Source organism: Nocardia transvalensis NBRC 15921 (assembly GCF_000308875.1).
Lineage (GTDB): Bacteria > Actinomycetota > Actinomycetes > Mycobacteriales > Mycobacteriaceae > Nocardia > Nocardia transvalensis.
Map to the genome: position 1 here is coordinate 20,603 of NZ_BAGL01000057.1, position 16,433 is coordinate 37,035.

The window sequence follows — 16,433 nt, forward strand, 5'->3', positions numbered from 1 at the left end:
ATATCGGCTACCCGTACAACGGCGGGACCGGGCGGGATAGTCCCCGCCCGGCGCTCGCGTCACACTTCCGTCATACCCCTGTCCGCGGTGTCCTCGACCAGCCCGTCCGCCGTGAGTTCCACCCGCCGCGTCACCCCGATGTCGTCGAGGAAGCGCGGATCGTGGCTGACCACGATCAGCGCGCCCTCGAAACCCGCCAGCGCCTCGGTGAGGTGGCGCAGGCTGGGCAGGTCGAGGTTGTTGGTGGGCTCGTCGAGCAGCAGCAGTTTCGGCGCGGGGTCGGCCAGCAGCATCATGGCCAGCGCCGCGCGCAACCGCTCGCCGCCCGACAGCGCGCCCGCCGCCACGTCCGCGTCGGCGCCGCGGAACAGGAACCGGGCCAGCTGGGCGCGGACCTGCTCGGCCGAGGCGTGCGGCGTTGCCGCCGAGACGTTCTCGAAGACCGACCGCGTCTCGTCGAAGAGGTCGAGGCGCTGCGGCAGCAGGCGCCACGGCACCGTCGCCGCCCCGGCGGCGATCGCGCGCAGCAGGGTGGTCTTGCCCGCCCCGTTGCGCCCGGTGAGCGCGATCCGTTCCGGCCCGGTCACCGTCAGCGAGACCACCGGGCCGTTGACCAGGGTGACCTCGTCCAGCGTCAGGACGTCCTGGCCCGGGTACAGCCGGGTGCCGGGCAGATCCACCCGGATCTCGCGGTCGTCGCGCAGCAGATCCTGTGCCTGTGCCAGATGTTCCTTCGCCTCCTCCACCTTCGCGATGTGGTTGTTGCGCAGCTTGCCGGCGGACACCTGGGCCTGCCGTTTGCGTTCGGCCATGATGATCTTCGGCTCGCGCTTGGAATCCCACATCTTCTGGCCGTACCGCTTACGGCGGTCCAGTTTGACGCGCGCCTCCACCAGTTCCCGCGACTGCTTGCGCACATCGCTGCGCGCGTCCCGGACGGCGGCGCGGGCGGCCCGCTGCTCGGCCTCGATCATCGCCTCGTAGGCGTCGAAATTACCGCCGAACACCCGGATCTCGCCCTGCCGCAGCTCGGCCACGGCGGTGACGCGATCGAGCAGTCCCCGGTCGTGGCTGACCGTCAGCACGGTGCCCGGGAACTGGCCTACCACCTCGTAGAGGCGCCGGCGCGCAACGGCATCGAGATTGTTGGTGGGCTCGTCCAGGACCAGCAGGTCGGGGTCGCGCAGCAGTTCGGCCACCAGGCCGAGCAGCACAGTCTCACCGCCGGAGAGGGTCTCCAGCCGCCGATCCAGTTGTGCCACATCGTCGGCCAGGTAGTGCAGGCCGAGGCGGCCCAGCAGCGCGACGGCGTGTTCCTCGACATCCCAGCGGGCGCCGACGGTCTCGAAGTCCGCCTCCGCACCCGCGCCGGATTCGATGCGGTGCAACGCCTTTCGCACCTCGGCGATGCCGAGCACCGCGTCCACGCGCTGGCCGGGAGCCAGACCCAGGTCCTGGCGGAGATACCCGAGCCGGCCGGGCACGGTGATCGACCCGCGCGCCGGACGCAACTCCCCGGCGATCAGCCGCAGCAGCGTGGATTTCCCGGCCCCGTTGGCGCCCACCAGGCCGACATGTCCGGGGCCGAGCACCGCGTCGAGACCGTCGAAGACGGGCGTGCCGTCGGGCCAGGCGAAGGTGAGATCGGAAAGAGCGAAAGTAATAGACATGTGCATGCTCCTGGGAGGTGGCGTGGGATACGGCACGCGACTGCGAGCCGTTCGGGGCTACCTCAGAAGAGCAATGCACGACTCCGATCAACGGGAACAAGACGTCTTCAAGCTAACCGACTCAACGAGGGGTGCGCAAGGAAAATTCCCGGGATCCGGATCACACCACACCCCTGCCCGCACGAAAGTGCTTGCGGCTCAGCCGATCCGGAATACCGGGAAGCCTGGCGCGATGCCGGCGAGTTCCTCGTCGGAGGCGTCCTTGGTGACGCCCTCGAAGAATTTGCCGACCTCCCAGCCCCACTTCTTCAGGTACAGCCGCAGCACCGGAACCTTGTCCGCGTCGGCCACCTCGGTCGCGGTGAACGTCTCGGTCCGGCGGCCCAGCCGCAGCTCGCCGCCGCCGGCCGCGCGCAGGTTGCGCACCCACTGCGTGTGGCCGCGCGGCGCCACCAGGTAGCGCGCGCCGGACTCGTCGACCAGGAGGTTGACCATCGTGGTGCGCCACTCCCCCGACTTGCGCCCGCGCACCGCCAGCAACCGGGAGCCGGCGACGCTGATGCCGAATTTCGGGAGGGCGTTGAAGATCTTGTTCATGACGGGATCGAGACCGGTCGGGGCGATGTACCGGGTGGCGTTCATGGGAACTACTCCTCGCTTTTGTGAGCACTGCTCTCTAATGAGATCATTCATGCACCACCCTCGAAACCCTGTCAAGAGCAGTGCTCTCGAAATATTTTCGCGAGGCAGGTGCGAGCCGCACTCACCGCTGATAGGACACCGAATCAGCGTCCCGACCGGGGCATCTCATCGGGGCGCGGTCAAGGGGGCTGTCGTTTCGGCCGGGCCGGGACCGGGCATCGCCCACCCATGTACAGATATCGCTCTCGCACCGCTCACGGGACCGGGACGGCCGCGGCCATCCTCACCACCGTCGGCGGCATCTTCGCAGTCATCGAGGCCGTCTACATCCTGATGCTGGTCTTCGACGCCAACCCGGCGAACAAGTTCTTCACGTTCATCAAGGGCTTGGCCGAACCGCTCGCGCTGTTCTTCCCGGGCCTGTTCAACACCGGGAACTTCGACCTCGATGTGATCATCAATTACGGTCTGGCAGCAGTGTTCTGGCTCGTCGTCACCGGCTTCATCGCCCGGCTGGTCGCGCGCGTCTAACCCTCGCGCGGCGTGAGGAACTCCAGCCTGTGGTGGTGGAGGAATTCGTAGGCCGGCGCCCAGCGCCCGGTGAACACGTCCTCCTGCTTACCCACCGCATGCGCCGCCGCGCCTCCGGGGCCGCCGCACATCACCCGGGCGTCGTGCCGCCCGCGGCTCACGGGCCCCGAATCCAGGACGACCGATCCGTCGGCGCCGACAGTGCGCCACGGCATGTCGACCCCGGCCGCCTCGATCCGGCATGCCTGGCCGGGCTTCGCCCCGGTCACGTGCGCGCTGATCGTCGGTCCGCCACGCAGTGCCGCCTCCGGTGTCGCGGAGGCGGTGGCGGCTCCCACGACGAACAGCAGACCGACCGCCCCTGCCACGGCGGCGGAGATCCTGGTGCGCTTCGATCGACTCATAGCCGGGCCGAGCATAGCCATCGCGGCGCCCGCGCCACAACCGTGACGCGCTACAGGCGGACGATCGATGTCAGCGGGTAGTCGCCCTGCCGTTCCCGCCCGCCCAGGGAGCTCAGTTCCAGCACGACCGCCGCGGCCGCCACCTCGGCGCCCGCGGAGGCGAACAGTTCCGCACTCGCGGCGAGCGTGCCGCCGGTGGCGAGAACGTCGTCGAGCAGCAGCACCCGGCGGCCCGACAGATCGATGCCGTCGGCCGGAATCTCCAGTGCGGCCGAGCCGTATTCGAGGGTGTACTCGCGCGACAGCACCGGCGGCGGCAGTTTGCCGGCCTTGCGGACGGCCACCACGCCGGTCCCCAGGGCCGCGGCCACACCCGCGCCCAGCAGGAAGCCGCGCGCGTCCACGCCCGCCACCAGGTCGACATCGGCGGCGCAGGAACCCAGGCAGTCGACGACCGCGTGGAAGCCCGCGGCATCGGCGAAGACCGGTGTCAGATCGGCGAAACGCACGCCCGGAGTCGGGAAGTCGTCGTGCCACCGGGTCAGCCGCTGCACCGCCTCGGCCGCCACCGCCAGCCGCTCGCCCGCCGTCTGTTCCGTCTCCACCATTCCATGCTTGCTCATCCGCACCCACTCCCTCATCCCGCGCCCGCAGACGCTCAGCGCGACAACACCCAGCGATCCATATTCCAGCCCGCACCCGCCTTGGCCGGGTTGACGATCCCGTCCTCCATGCCGTCGCCGAAAGCGATCGTGCGCGGCGTGTTGAACAGCGGGATCGACGGCATCTCACTCCACAGCAGATTCTCCGCCTCGGTCGAGAGTCCGAGCACCGTGCCCGAATTGTCATCGGCCGCAAGCTGATCGGCGATCGCATCGTAACGCCCGTTACCGAAATGCCCGAAATTCAGGCCCTCTCCGGTGCGCAGCGCCGCCGTGGCCTCGACACCCGGCAGCGAGCCCGCGGGCCCCGGCGCGGCGGCCGTACTGCCCAGGACCGCGTCCACCTTCCCCTCGCCGAGCTGGGTCGCGACGAAATCCGGTGCGCCCGCGTCGATGACGGTGACGCCCGCCGCCCGGCACGAGTCCGCGATCGCGGCGACCGTCTGCGCCCGGCGGTCGTCCGGTGCGCGGTAGCCGATGCGAATCGTCGGATTCTGTACCCCGGCGGAGGACAGCGCCTTCTGGGCGGCGGCCGGATCGCCGGTGCGGTACTTGTCGGCAGGACCCGTGATCGCCGGGTAGTACACCGAATCGGCCTGCACCGTCCGGGAATTCAGCGTTCCCGAACCGAGGCCCGATTTGTTGTCGAAGCCCGGATGACCGAACTTGTCGAACAGCGCCTGCCGCGGCACGCACAGCGCGAACGCGCGCCGGGCGTCGGCGGAGGCGAAGACGCCGGCGGTCGACAGCGTCAGCCCCTCGGCGCCGCGGCCGGGCACCTGCTCGACCGAGAAGCCGTCCAGCGTCAGGTCTTTCACCGAGCCGGCGCCGATATCGACCACGCCGACCGCCTTGTCGGACACCTTCTGCTTCAGGTCGGTGTTCTTCGGCCACACCACCACGCGCGGCGTGCGGGCCGGATTGCCCCACCACTTCTCGTTCTTCACCAGCACCAGACCGTCACTGTCGCTGTAGGACTCGATGCGATAGGGGCCCGACGCGGGGAGGACGTCGGTATCGATCTTGCCCGCGCTCAGCGTCCAGCCGGTATTCCAGAACTGCGCCAGCCGGTCCAGCGCGTTCGGATCGCCCGCCTGCACCGCCGCGACGACGTTCGGCACCCCGGCCGCCTTGGCGGCGATGTGCGCCGGCATCAGATCGCCCGCGTTGAACAGCGTCCGCCAGGCCAGCACGCGCCGGTTGGGACGGAACACCACGGTCGCGTCCTTGGACCCCGGCTGGCATTCGACCCGCTCGATATCGGAGTAGCCCGCGGTGGAGGCGGCGTCGAATACCGGAATCGGGCCGCCCGGAGCGGGTTTGGTGAACCGGCCGCTGCGCGCGGCCCACTCCAGCACCAGATCGTCGCACGAGGTGGCGACGCCGTCGGAGTACTTGCCGTCCGGGTTGAGCCGGTACTGGATGGTCTGGGTCTCGCCCGGGACCTCCTTGGCGGTGCCGTAATCGGTGTCCGCGATCGGCTGCCCGTCCGGCCCGGTGTAGTAGAACCCGGTCAGCACGCGTGCGAACACGCCCGCCGCACCGCTGTTCGCGCCCAGCGTGCTACCGCCGTTGTAGCTGGCGAGGACGGCGTCGACCGCGTAGCCGATCGACGGCACCTGGTTCTTGCTGCCGCAGCCGGACAGCAGTCCCCCGGCCAGCGCGCCGACCGTCAGCACCCCCGCGGCGCGTAGCGCGATCCGCCGCGTCTGCCGCGACCGGCCGCGCTCCCCCGGCCCCTTCTGGTTACGCACACTGCCTCCTCCGGGCCGGTGGCCGCCGATTGCGCGCCGCGCCGGTCCCTTCGTGGTTACGCAAGCTGACTACTCCGGGACGGCGGCACCCACGCGCGGTGCCGCCGTGGCGGGCCGTCGGAGACGCCGCCGCACGCTCAGTGCCTTCTCTTGTGCCGCTTCCCGCTCGGCCGCGCACCGGGTCTCGGTGTGGCGGAACCGGTCTGGCGCGGACGCGAAACACCGCTGGCGGCACTCGCCCGCTGCGACGCGGCCTCACCGGCCCGCGCGCTGCCCGCGTTGGCGCGCTTGGCCAGCACCTTGCGGGTGTGCGCGGCCACCGGGCCGAACCGCTCCTTGATCGACACCAGCAGCGGCACGGCGAAGAAGATCGACGAGTACGCGCCGACGACCATGCCGACCAGCTGCACCAGCGCCAGATCCTTCAGCGTGCCCACGCCCAGCAGCCACACCGCGATGACCAGCATGCCGATGATCGGCAGGATGCCGATCACGGTGGTGTTGATCGAGCGCATCAACGTCTGGTTGGCGGCGAGGTTCGCCTGTTCGCCGTAGGTGCGCCGGGTCAGGTGCAGCACCCCGCGCGTATTCTCCTCGACCTTGTCGAACACCACGACGTTGTCGTAGAGCACGTAGCCGAGGATGGTCAGCAGGCCGATCACGGCCGCGGGCGTGACCTCGAAGCCGACGATGGAGTAGATGCCAGCCGTCACGATCAGGTTGAAGAACAGCGAGGCGATCGCCGCGAACGACATATCGCGTTCGAACCGGATGGCGATGTAGATCATCGTCAGCAGCACGAACACCACCAGCGCGATCAGCGCCTTCTTGGTGATCTCCCCGCCCCAGGTCTCGCTGATCTCCGCGATACTGATCGCGTTGCGGCTGACGGTGCCGGTGGAATCCTTCGGATGGAACGCGTCGAACAACGCGCCCTGCACCTTGTCCTGCTGTTCCGGTTCCAGCGTGTCCGAACGGATCTCGAACGACGCCGCCGCACCGGAGCCGACCTTCTGCACGGTCACCGGGTCGTGGCCGAGGGCCTGGTTGTAGGCGCTCTCGACCTGCGAGGTGCTGACGTCCGCGGCGGCCGGCATCTGGATGCGGGTGCCGCCGGCGAAGTCGATACCGAGGGTGAACCCGCGGATCCCGATGCTGAGCAGCGCGATCACCACCAGCCCGAGGCTCAGGGCGTAGTACAGCCGGCGGCGGCCGACGATCTGGAATCCGCCGGTACCGGTGTAGAGCCGTTCGAAGAAACCGTGCTTGGGCGCGGGTTCGACGGGCTCGTCGACGGGCCCCGCGTCGAGGACGGAGTGGTTGCTCATCCTCACGCCTCCTTAACCAGCGCGCCGGCGGCGGCCTTGCGTTCTCGGGCTAGCTGCTGCACGGCGCCGAGGCCGTTCACCGACGGTTTGGCCCAGAACGGCGAGCGCGAGGCCATCATCATCAGCGGCGCGGTGACCAGGTACAGCACGATGACGTCGAGGACGGTGGTCAGGCCGAGCGTGAACGCGAAGCCCTTCACCTGGCCGGCGGCCAGGATGTACAGCACCGCCGAGGCGATCAGGCTGACCGTCTTACCCGACAGGTTGGTGCGCTGGGCGCGGGCCCAGCCGCGCGGGACGGCCGAGCGGAAGCTGCGGCCCTCGCGCATCTCGTCCTTTATTCGTTCGAAGAACACCACGAACGAGTCCGCGGTCATACCGATACCGATGATCAAACCGGCGATACCGGCGAGGTCCAGCGTGAAATTGATCCACCGGCCCAGCAGCACGATGATGCCGTACACCGCGAAACCCGAAGCGACCAGCGAGAATCCGGCCAGGAAGCCGAGCATCCGGTAGTAGGCCAGGCAGTACAGCAGCACCGCGATCAGGCCGATCGCACCGGCGATCAGGCCCGCCTTCAGCGACGACAGGCCCAGCGTGGCCGAGACCGTCTGCGCCTCGGAGGTCGCGAACGACAGCGGCAGCGAACCGTACTTCAGCTGGTTGGCCAGTTCCTTGGCCGTCTGGGCGTTGAAGTTGCCGGTGATCTGGGTGTTGCCGCCCTGCTGCGGGCCCTGCTGCACGACCGGCGCGCTGATCACCTTCGAGTCGAGGGTGAACGCCACCTGCTTCTGCACGTACTCGCCGGTGAGCTGCGCCCAGGCATCGCCGTTCTTGAACGTCATATCGATCGCCCAGCGCGACTGCTGCTGTTGCAGCGAGGCGCTGGCGTCCTTGATGTCCTGACCGTCGATGCGGCTCTTGTCGAGCAGGTACACCGCGCCGTCGGAACCGCAGGCGACCAGCGGCAGATTCGGATCGTCGTTACCGGCCAGCGGGTCGGGCTTACTGCAGTCCAGGGTCTGCATGGCGAGCTGGAGGATCTGCGGATCGGTGCTCTGCCGCAGCGCCTTGGCGGACGCGATCTCCTTCTGCGTCCGCTGCTGCGGCGTCAGATTCGGATCCGGTTGCGCCGGGGCGGGCGTGGTGGGCGGGGCCGGGTTGTCCGAGGGGTTCGGGGCCTGCGCCGGGAACACGCGGTTCTGCGGCGTCGCGCCCTGCGGGGCCGGCTCGCTCTGCCCACCGGACTGATCCGGCGTCTCCGCCGGCGGCGTACCCGCGTCGGGCTGCGCGCCCGGAGGCAGCTGTGCACCCGGGGGAAGCTGCTGCGTACCACCGAGACCGCCGAGACCACCCAGGCCGCCCGCACCATCGAGACCGCCCGCACCACCGCCGGCGCCACCCAGGCCACCGGCCGCACCGCCGGACTGACTGTTCTGCAGCACCGGGCGGATGTAGAGCTTGGCGGTGGTGGCCAGGGACTTGGCCTGCTGGCCGTCCTCGCCGGGAACCGTGATCACCAGGTTGCTGCCGTCGATGACCACCTCGGACCCGGCCACGCCGAGCCCGTTCACCCGGGATTCGATGATCTCCTGGGCCTGCTTGAGGCTGTCCTGGCTCGGCTTGCTGCCGTCGGGCGTACGCGCGGTCAGCGTCACGCGGGTACCGCCCTGCAGGTCGATGCCGAGCTTCGGCTCCGCGGACTTGTCACCGGTGAAGAACACCAGCGCGTAGATCACGGCCAAGAGCAAGGCGTAGACGCCGAGCAATCGCAGCGGATGCCCCGTTCCCTTGGAAGGTGGCACAGTACTTGTCTCCTAGGCGGTGTCGAGGGTCGAGGTGGAACGTGCGGACATGCGCCAACGCCACCGCACCGCGGTCGTGCGGCGGTGCGATGGCGCGTGCGGTCAGTCCTTGCCGAGCCGGGTGGCCGTATCCTCGACCGATTCCTCCACCGTGGGCTTGGCCTCGGCCGAACTCGACGCGGCCGGGGTCTCCGGCGTCGCGGCGCTCTCCGCCGGGGCGGGGGCGTCGTCCGAGTCGGTGGTGTCGGTGGAGTCCGTGTCGTCGGTGCGGACGTCGCGGATCGCGGCGCGCAGCCAGGTGGTGACGACGTCCTCGGCGATCTCCAGATCGACCGAGGTGTCGTCCACGTCGACCACGGTGCCGTACAGGCCCGACGTGGTGGTGACGCGGTCGCCGATCTTCAGGGCTTCCTGCATCTCGGTGACCTTCTGCGCCTCCCGCTTCTGGCGGCGGACACCGAGGAACATCGGCACGAGCAGAGCTACCAGTAGCAGCGGAAACAGCAGTTCCATCGTCGTAGTCGGTCCCTAGTCTTGTGGGTTGGGATGGATGTTTACCCACACAGTCTGCCAGTCCTCCGCAAGTGCGCCACACCCGCACGCCGGATCAGGCCGCCTGCCCTCCGTACGTGTAATCCTCCAGCGGGAAACTCACCGCCTCGCGGTGGGTGGTGAGGGTGCTGTTGGGGCGGAGGAGGGCCGCCTCCCCGTGCTGGTTGAAGTAGTAGCTGCGGGCGGTGGCGCAGTTGCCGCCGTAGAACACCGACGAGCCCAGCTTGTCGGTGACGTAGTCGAGGAAGCGCGCGTTGGCCCGCTCGGTCACCTCGAACACCTGCTCACCGCGGCGGAACATCTCGCCGAACAGCCGGCCCATATGCTTCATCTGCGCCTCGATGGTGGTGAAGTACGACAGGCCGCTGTAGGAGTACGGGCTGTTGAGGCTCAGGAAGTTCGGGAACTTGGGCACCGTGATGCCCTCGTACGCCTGGAACCGGTTGTCGCGCCAGAACTTTCCGAGATTCAGCCCGTCACGGCCGATGATCTCGATGGCCGGGAAGTTCACGTCCCACAGGTTGAAGCCGGTGGCCAGGATCAGGGTGTCGATCTCGGTCTTGTGACCGTCGGCGGTGACGATGCCGTCCGGCTCGACATGATCGATGGAGTTGGTCTCCAGCCGCACGTGCGGTTCGTTGAAGGTCTTGAAGTAGGTATTGGAGAAGGTGGGCCGCTTGCAGCCGAAGTCGTAGTCCGGCGTCAGCTTGCGCCGCGTCTCCGGATCGCGCACCTGGGACCGCAGATGCGCCTTGGCCAGCAGCGCCGCGCCCCTGTTCCCCAGTTTGGCCTGCTTGTAGTGCAGCACCCCGGACACCATCAGCAGCTCCAGCGCGCTGGTGTTGACCAGGCGCGCGGCCTTCTGGGTGAGCGGCACCCGCGCGAACAGCTCCTGCACCGGCTTCGGGATCGCGGTATCGACCTTGGGCACCACCCAGATCGGCGTGCGCTGGAACACCGTCAGCGCCGACACCTTCTCGGCCGCCTTCGGCACCAGCTGCACGGCGGTGGCGCCGGTGCCGATGATCGCGGCCTTGCGTCCGGTCAGGTCGAACTCGTCGTCCCACGCGGTGGTGTGGATGATCTTGCCCGCGAACGACTCGATGCCCGGGAACGGCGGGGTGTAGGGCTGCGACAGGAAACCGGTCGCGGCCAGCAGGTAGCGGGCGGTCAGGGTCTCGCCGCCCTCCACCGATACCACCCAGTGCCGGTTCTCCTCGTCCCAGCGCGCCCCGCCGACGACCTGGCCGAACCGCATCCGGCGGCGCAGGTCGTACTTGTCGGCGATGTGCTCGGCGTACTTCTTCAGCTCCGTACCGGGCGCGAACAGCCGCGACCAGTACGGATTGGGCTCGAAGGAATACGAGTAGGTGACCGAGGCGATATCGACGGCCAGCCCCGGGTACCGGTTCACATGCCAGGTGCCGCCCAGATCGTCCTCGCGCTCCAGGATCACGAAATTGCCCAGGCCGAGCCGATCGAGCTCGATGCCCGCGCCCATCCCGCCGAATCCGGCCCCGACGACCACGGCGTCGTATCGAGGTGCCACGACGAACCTCCCTGTTACCAGAAGTATCTATTACAGAATGACACATCATTCCGTTCCGGAACACCGTATCATCGGCTTCGTGCCGAAGCCATCTACACATCTCGAGCGTCGCAAGGCCGAGCTCCGGCAGGAGATCATCGACACCGCCTTCGCCTGCTTCGCCGAAAAGGGTTATCACGCAACGGGAATCGCGGATATCGCGACGGAGCTGGGGATCGGGCACGGCACGTTCTACCGCTACTTCGCCAACAAGCGCGACATCATCGACCACGTCATCGACGATCTGGCCGCCCGCATCATCGACTCGCTGGGCACCGACAACGCCCCCGACGCCGCGACCACCCTGGACGACTATCGCGCACAGGTCGAGCGCATCGGCGCGGCGCTGAACAGGATCTTCCTGGAGGATCGCCGGGTCTCGCAGCTGCTGCTGTTCCAGGCGACCGGCATCGACAGCGAGCTGACGCTGCGCCTGTACGGCCTGCTGGACACCGCCGACTCCCTCACCGCCGGCTACCTGGAGCACGGCGTCGAGCTGGGTTACCTGCGCGCCGATCTGGACACCGCCAATACGGCCAAGGCCGTCACGGGCATGATGCTCGGCGCCATCATCCACGGTCTGCGCAATCCGGACGAAGCGGCAGCGGCCGATCTCACCGAGGCGATCCGCCGCCTGCTCATCGACGGCGTGCGCAAGGAATGATGCCCGCGGAACGTCCGCCGGAGAGGACGGCACCGAGTAGCATCCACCGCCGTGACCTGCTGCGAGAATGAATCGGTGACCGACGAGCACGGGCAGCGGGTCCTGTTCGGCAAGGCCCCGTTCGGAAACCGGGGCTACGACACCGCCGAGGTCGACGCCTTCTGCGATCGCGTCGCCGCGGCGTTCCGCGGGCGGGCGACGCTCACCGCCGCCGATATCCGCGAACACGAATTCTCCACCGCCGCACGGGGCCGCCGCGGCTACGACCGCGACGAGGTGGACGACTACCTGGACCGGATCTGCGTGGAACTCGAGTCCGTGCGGCGCGGGGCCGAGCCGTCGGCCGCCGGTGACACGCTGCCCCTCACGCCGGAAGACATTCAGCGCCTGCGGTTCTCGGCTCCGCCGACCGGGTCCACCGGATACGACGCCGACGAGGTGCACGTCTTCCTCGACCGTATCGCCGCCACCCTCGCGCACGCCGGATCGAACGGGCTCACCAGCGCGGATGTCCGCGCCGTCGATTTCGCCCCGGCACTCGCGGGCGCGCCGGCCTGCCATCGCGACGAGGTCGACGCCTTCCTCGACGTCGTGGTGCGCATGCTCACCGCTGAGGAGGCGAGCGGGCGCTCCTGATTCGCGCGGTGGCTTACGATGTCCACTCGTGCGTGCCACGCGCCGCTCCTGGCGGCCGTGCGGAGGGGATACGAGGGACAGAGATCGTGACAGACGACCGGCAGTGGTGGAATCAACCGGAATACGGCCCGGGGCAGTATTCCCCGGAGCAGCAGCAACCCACCGTGCACCGGCAGGACTTTCCGCCGCAGGGTATGCCGCCGCACGGGGTCCCGCCGCAGGGCATGCCGCCGCAGGGAGTCCCGCAGCAGCCGTACGAGTATCCGCCGCTGGATTCGCAGCAGCCGCAGGGTCAGTACCCGCCGCCGCCCTACGGTGCGCCGCCCTACGGCGCGCCGTCTCAGCCCTATGGTGCGCCGCCACCGCGTAACACCAACACCGGGATGATCGTGGCGCTCGTGGTGGCCGTGGTCGTCGTCGTGGCCGCGGTGGCCGGGGCCGCGGTCTTCCTGCGCGGTTCCTCGAGCGACGACACCTCGGCGGCCGCCACCTCCACCCGGACGTCCACCGCGGCCGCCCAGGCGACCAGCGCACCGCCCACCACCGAGACGACCGCGCCGTCCCCGTCGACGAAGGCCGGATCCACGACGACCGCGGTCATCCCCGGGTTCCAGGGCGTCGCGGTGCCGTCGCGCGGGGTCGCCTACGACGTGCCCGCGGGGTGGAAGGTCGACTCGGAGAGCATGATTCGCGGTTTCGAGGACGGGGGTAACCGCATCTCCGGCACCGGGACCACGGTCGACGGCCAGAACTACTGCCCGTCCTCCAACCGGACGACCACCTTCGTCAGCCGCTCGGACAAGCCCGATCCCGCCACGGCCGCCACCGATGTCGGCAGCATGTCCGCCCAGTACGGCTTCAACAAGCCGCCGGACGCCACGGCCACCCCACCGGCCCCCATCACCACGACCGGCGGCATCGCGGGCCAGATGGTCGAGACCTCCGGCAGCTGGCACCCCGACGACCCGGCCTGCACCACCACCCGCTTCTCCGTCTACACCTTCGCCTTCCCCGGCCCCCAGAACCCCATGCTCGTCCTGACCATCGCCTCCGACCGAGGCGTCCCCGGCGAGGTAACCCCCGACCTAGCCGCCCAAATCTTCACCAGCATCCGCAAACTCTGACCCGCTGCGGCACAGCCACCAACATCGCCCCGGCACAGCCACCCCCATTGCCCCGGCGCAGCCACCCCCATTGCCCCGGCGTAACCACCCCCATTGCTCCGGCCTAGCCACCCCCATTGCTCCGGCCTAGCCACCCCTATTGCCCCGGCGCGCTTTTGGCCGGGGCCTCACGACAGATTCCGGCCAAAAGCGTGCCGGAAAACGGGAGGGCGGGCCTCAGGAGTCGAACAGATCCAGGGTCGGGTGGGGCTCGCGCCCCCGTACCTCGATGGAACCGAAGACCAGGTCCGGCGGGGGCACCAAACCCAGGTGCTCCCAGGCGGCGGCGGTGGCCACCCGCCCGCGCGGGGTGCGCGCGACCATCCCGGCACGGACCAGGAAGGGCTCGCACACCTCCTCGACGGTGGCGGCCTCCTCCCCCACCGCGACGGCCAGCGTCGAAACACCCACGGGCCCACCGCCGAAGCTGCGCACCAGCGCGCCCAGCACCGCCCGGTCCAGGCGGTCCAGGCCCATATCGTCGACGTCGTAGACGGCCAGCGCGGCGTGCGCGATCTGGCGGGTGATGATGCCGTCCTCGCGTACCTCGGCGTAGTCGCGAACGCGGCGCAGCAGCCGGTTGGCGATACGCGGCGTACCCCGGGAACGGCCCGCGATCTCGGTGGCGGCGTCGGAGTCTATGCGCACGTCCAGGATTCGGGCCGAGCGCAGCAGAATATGGTGCAGCTCATCGGGTTCGTAGAAGTCCATGTGACCGGTGAAACCGAACCGGTCGCGCAGCGGCCCGGTCAGCGCACCGGACCGGGTGGTCGCCCCGACCAGCGTGAACGGCGCGATATCCAGCGGAATCGACGTCGCCCCGGGCCCTTTGCCGACCACCACATCGACGCGGAAGTCCTCCATCGCCAGATACAGCATCTCCTCGGCGGGCCGGGCCATGCGGTGGATCTCGTCGATGAACAGCACATCGCCCTCGACCAGATTGCTCAGCATGGCCGCCAGATCACCCGCGCGCTCCAGCGCCGGACCGGAGGTGATGCGCAGCGCCGTCCCGAGTTCGGCGGCGATGATCATGGCCATACTGGTCTTGCCCAGACCGGGCGGTCCGGACAGCAGCACGTGGTCCGGGGTCCCGCCGCGCTTCTTCGCACCGCGCAGCACGAGCTGCAACTGCTCGCGCACGCGCGGCTGGCCGATGAAGTCGTCCAGCGATTTCGGGCGCAGGCTGGCCTCGATCTCGCCGTCGGACCGCAGATAGCTCGCGGTGACCTGGGAGTCGGGGTCGTCCTCGTGGCCGGGTTCGGTCATCGGCCGCCCTACTTGTTCTTACCGAGCAGGCCGAGCGCGGCGCGCAACGCCTTGGACGTGTCGAGGCCGGGCTGGTCGGCGAGGACGGCGTCGACGGCGGGTTCGGCCTGCTTCGCGGGGAAGCCGAGTCCGGTGAGCGCCTCCACCACCTGCTCGCGCACGGGCGTGACGACGGGCGCGGGACCGGCGCCGGGTGGACCCGATTGCACCGGAACGAGATTCACCTTGTCGCGCAGTTCCACCACCATGCGCTCGGCGCCGCGCTTGCCGATGCCGGGGACGCGGGTGAGCGCCGCGACGTTGCTCTCCGCGAGCGCCTTGCGCAGCGCCTCGGGCTCCAGTACCGCCAGCACCGCCATGGCCAACCGGGGGCCGACGCCGGTGACGGTCTGCAACAGGCCGAACAGCTCGCGCGCCTCCGTATCGGCGAAGCCGTACAGGGTCATCGAATCCTCGCGCACGATCATCGCGGTGTAGAGCCGCGCCTCGTCGCCGCTGGTGAGGGTGGCCAGGGTCGAGGGCGTGGCATTGAGCCGGTACCCGACGCCCGCGGCCTCCAGGACCGCGTGGTCGAGCCCGATCTCGAGCACCTCACCGCGCACCGACGCGATCACCCGGATACCGCCTTCCGTTGCTGGGCAAGCCTTTCGGCATATTTCCGCTGTGCCTGGGCCGCCATGGCCTCCGCCTTCGCCATCCGGTCCAGCATGGGCGCGCGCCAGCAGTGGCAGATCGCCAGGGCCAGCGCGTCCGCCGCATCGGCCGGTTTCGGCGCCGTCCGCAAGCCTAGGATCCGCGTCACCATCGCCGTCACCTGAGCCTTGTCCGCCGAGCCGCTGCCGGTGACCGCGGCCTTGACCTGGCTCGGGGTGTGGAAGGCGACGGGGATGCCGCGGCGCGCGGCCGCCAGCGCGATCACCCCGCCGGCCTGCGCGGTGCCCATCGCGGTGCGCACATTGTGCTGGGAGAACACCCGCTCGATGGCGACCGCGCCCGGCTTGTGCGTATCCATCCAGTGTTCGGCCGCGTCGGAGACCTGCAAAAGCCGCTGCGCGAGATCCATATCGGGAGGCGTGCGCACCACGTCGACGTCGACCGCGGTGACCTGCCGGCCGAGACCGCCGTCGACCACGCTCAGGCCGCACCGGGTGAGCCCGGGATCGACGCCCATCACCCGCACGACAAGCACCCCTCCACATCCGCGAACAGTTGTTCGAAGTGTAGTCGAGGACCGTATCCGGGGCGGCGACCGACACGGGCCCGGACGGAATCGCCCCGGCGGGATCAGACCTGCATCCAGGCGGGGAGGCCGAGCAGCGTCGGGTCGGTGGCGCGGCGCGCCCACTCCGCCGCCGGATTCGCGACCAGCTTGCGGGTGTTCAGGTCCAGCAGGCCGCTGACGTGGGAGACGGTGGCCGACAGCTCCCCGTCGCTGCGGGTGAGGGCGTGTTCGACGCGGTAGATCTTGCCGTCGGACCAGGTCCACGAGCAGGTGATGTCGGCGCTGTCGCCCGCGCGCAGTTCGCGGTGGTAGCGGATGGTGGTTTCCAGATTCACCGGGCCCAGCCCCTCGCGCAGCAGGTCGGCGACCGAGATCCCCGCGGCCTGAACGCATTCGAAACGGGCATGGTCGGCGTACTGCTGATAGGCAGCGCCGGTGACGTGCAGTTGCGGGTCCACATCGGCGATGCGGACATCGATCCGGAGAGAGAACGGTTCGTACGAATTCGCCACCGGCCCAGCTTCGCAGAGGGCACCGACA

At 69.3% G+C, this 16,433-nt stretch carries 17 protein-coding genes; 4 read left to right on the forward strand and 13 right to left on the reverse strand.

Features of this window, described 5'->3' with window-relative positions; all coding sequences use genetic code 11:
• Positions 1 to 59: 59 nt before the first annotated feature.
• Entirely contained in the window at positions 60 to 1,670 is a 1,611-nt protein-coding gene (locus ON41_RS18465) for an ABC-F family ATP-binding cassette domain-containing protein (RefSeq protein ID WP_040749024.1), read from the reverse strand.
• Positions 1,671 to 1,868: 198 nt separating this feature from the next.
• A complete protein-coding gene (locus ON41_RS18470) occupies positions 1,869 to 2,312 on the reverse strand; it encodes a nitroreductase family deazaflavin-dependent oxidoreductase (protein ID WP_040748922.1) in 444 nt (147 codons plus the stop codon).
• Between the two features lie 228 nt (positions 2,313 to 2,540).
• On the opposite strand from ON41_RS18470, the gene ON41_RS18475 reads away from it, so the two are divergent.
• Positions 2,541 to 2,843, forward strand: a complete 303-nt coding sequence (locus ON41_RS18475; protein WP_051161830.1) for a hypothetical protein — start codon at positions 2,541 to 2,543, stop codon at positions 2,841 to 2,843.
• On the opposite strand, the gene ON41_RS18480 is transcribed toward ON41_RS18475, so the two are convergent.
• From ON41_RS18480 to ON41_RS18510, 7 genes are all read right to left on the reverse strand, one after another.
• Entirely contained in the window at positions 2,840 to 3,247 is a 408-nt protein-coding gene (locus tag ON41_RS18480) for a hypothetical protein (RefSeq protein WP_157185528.1), read from the reverse strand. The genes ON41_RS18475 and ON41_RS18480 overlap by 4 nt on opposite strands.
• Positions 3,248 to 3,297: 50 nt before the next feature.
• Positions 3,298 to 3,870 carry an adenine phosphoribosyltransferase gene (locus ON41_RS18485; RefSeq protein WP_051161877.1) on the reverse strand — a complete coding sequence of 191 codons (573 nt, stop codon included), beginning with the start codon at positions 3,868 to 3,870 and terminating at the stop codon, positions 3,298 to 3,300.
• A 35-nt stretch (positions 3,871 to 3,905) separates the two neighbouring features.
• Complete coding sequence (locus ON41_RS18490; RefSeq protein WP_040748924.1) at positions 3,906 to 5,663, reverse strand: ABC transporter substrate-binding protein; 1,758 nt, start codon at positions 5,661 to 5,663, stop codon at positions 3,906 to 3,908.
• Between the two features lie 137 nt (positions 5,664 to 5,800).
• Positions 5,801 to 6,991: a protein translocase subunit SecF gene (gene secF / locus ON41_RS18495; RefSeq protein WP_040748925.1), complete on the reverse strand. Its 1,191-nt coding sequence runs from the start codon at positions 6,989 to 6,991 to the stop codon at positions 5,801 to 5,803.
• 2 nt (positions 6,992 to 6,993) lie between these two features.
• Positions 6,994 to 8,799 carry a protein translocase subunit SecD gene (secD, locus tag ON41_RS18500; RefSeq protein WP_063709903.1) on the reverse strand — a complete coding sequence of 602 codons (1,806 nt, stop codon included), beginning with the start codon at positions 8,797 to 8,799 and terminating at the stop codon, positions 6,994 to 6,996.
• Between the two features lie 102 nt (positions 8,800 to 8,901).
• Positions 8,902 to 9,312, reverse strand: coding sequence for a preprotein translocase subunit YajC (gene yajC, locus ON41_RS18505; RefSeq protein WP_040748926.1), 411 nt, complete (start codon positions 9,310 to 9,312; stop codon positions 8,902 to 8,904).
• A 94-nt stretch (positions 9,313 to 9,406) separates the two neighbouring features.
• Positions 9,407 to 10,900, reverse strand: coding sequence for a flavin-containing monooxygenase (locus ON41_RS18510; protein ID WP_040748927.1), 1,494 nt, complete (start codon positions 10,898 to 10,900; stop codon positions 9,407 to 9,409).
• A gap of 37 nt (positions 10,901 to 10,937) precedes the next feature.
• Here ON41_RS18510 and ON41_RS18515 point away from each other — a divergent pair, with 37 nt between their 5' ends.
• The 3 genes from ON41_RS18515 (at position 10,938) to ON41_RS18525 (ending at position 13,363) form a co-directional block, all read left to right on the forward strand.
• Positions 10,938 to 11,603 carry a TetR/AcrR family transcriptional regulator gene (locus ON41_RS18515; RefSeq protein WP_083905446.1) on the forward strand — a complete coding sequence of 222 codons (666 nt, stop codon included), beginning with the start codon at positions 10,938 to 10,940 and terminating at the stop codon, positions 11,601 to 11,603.
• A gap of 75 nt (positions 11,604 to 11,678) precedes the next feature.
• Complete coding sequence (locus ON41_RS18520) at positions 11,679 to 12,239, forward strand: DivIVA domain-containing protein (RefSeq protein WP_040749029.1); 561 nt, start codon at positions 11,679 to 11,681, stop codon at positions 12,237 to 12,239.
• A gap of 86 nt (positions 12,240 to 12,325) precedes the next feature.
• Positions 12,326 to 13,363 carry a DUF8017 domain-containing protein gene (locus ON41_RS18525; protein ID WP_040748928.1) on the forward strand — a complete coding sequence of 346 codons (1,038 nt, stop codon included), beginning with the start codon at positions 12,326 to 12,328 and terminating at the stop codon, positions 13,361 to 13,363.
• A gap of 216 nt (positions 13,364 to 13,579) precedes the next feature.
• Here the strand turns inward: ON41_RS18525 and ruvB are convergent, their stop codons facing one another.
• The 4 genes from ruvB to ON41_RS18545 all read right to left on the reverse strand — a co-directional run bounded on the left by ruvB (position 13,580) and on the right by ON41_RS18545 (position 16,405).
• On the reverse strand, positions 13,580 to 14,671 hold the full coding sequence (gene ruvB / locus ON41_RS18530) for a Holliday junction branch migration DNA helicase RuvB (RefSeq protein WP_040748929.1): 1,092 nt from the start codon (positions 14,669 to 14,671) through the stop codon (positions 13,580 to 13,582).
• A gap of 8 nt (positions 14,672 to 14,679) precedes the next feature.
• Positions 14,680 to 15,285 (reverse strand): Holliday junction branch migration protein RuvA, encoded by a 606-nt coding sequence (ruvA, locus tag ON41_RS18535; RefSeq protein WP_040748930.1) that lies wholly within the window; start codon positions 15,283 to 15,285, stop codon positions 14,680 to 14,682.
• Positions 15,282 to 15,851 (reverse strand): crossover junction endodeoxyribonuclease RuvC, encoded by a 570-nt coding sequence (gene ruvC, locus ON41_RS18540; protein ID WP_040748931.1) that lies wholly within the window; start codon positions 15,849 to 15,851, stop codon positions 15,282 to 15,284. Before ruvC ends, ruvA begins: the two co-directional genes overlap by 4 nt.
• Before the next feature lie 104 nt (positions 15,852 to 15,955).
• The gene (locus ON41_RS18545; RefSeq protein WP_040748932.1) at positions 15,956 to 16,405 is read right to left on the reverse strand and encodes an acyl-CoA thioesterase; all 450 of its coding nucleotides are present in this window, start codon (positions 16,403 to 16,405) and stop codon (positions 15,956 to 15,958) included.
• Between the last annotated feature and the right edge of the window lie 28 nt (positions 16,406 to 16,433).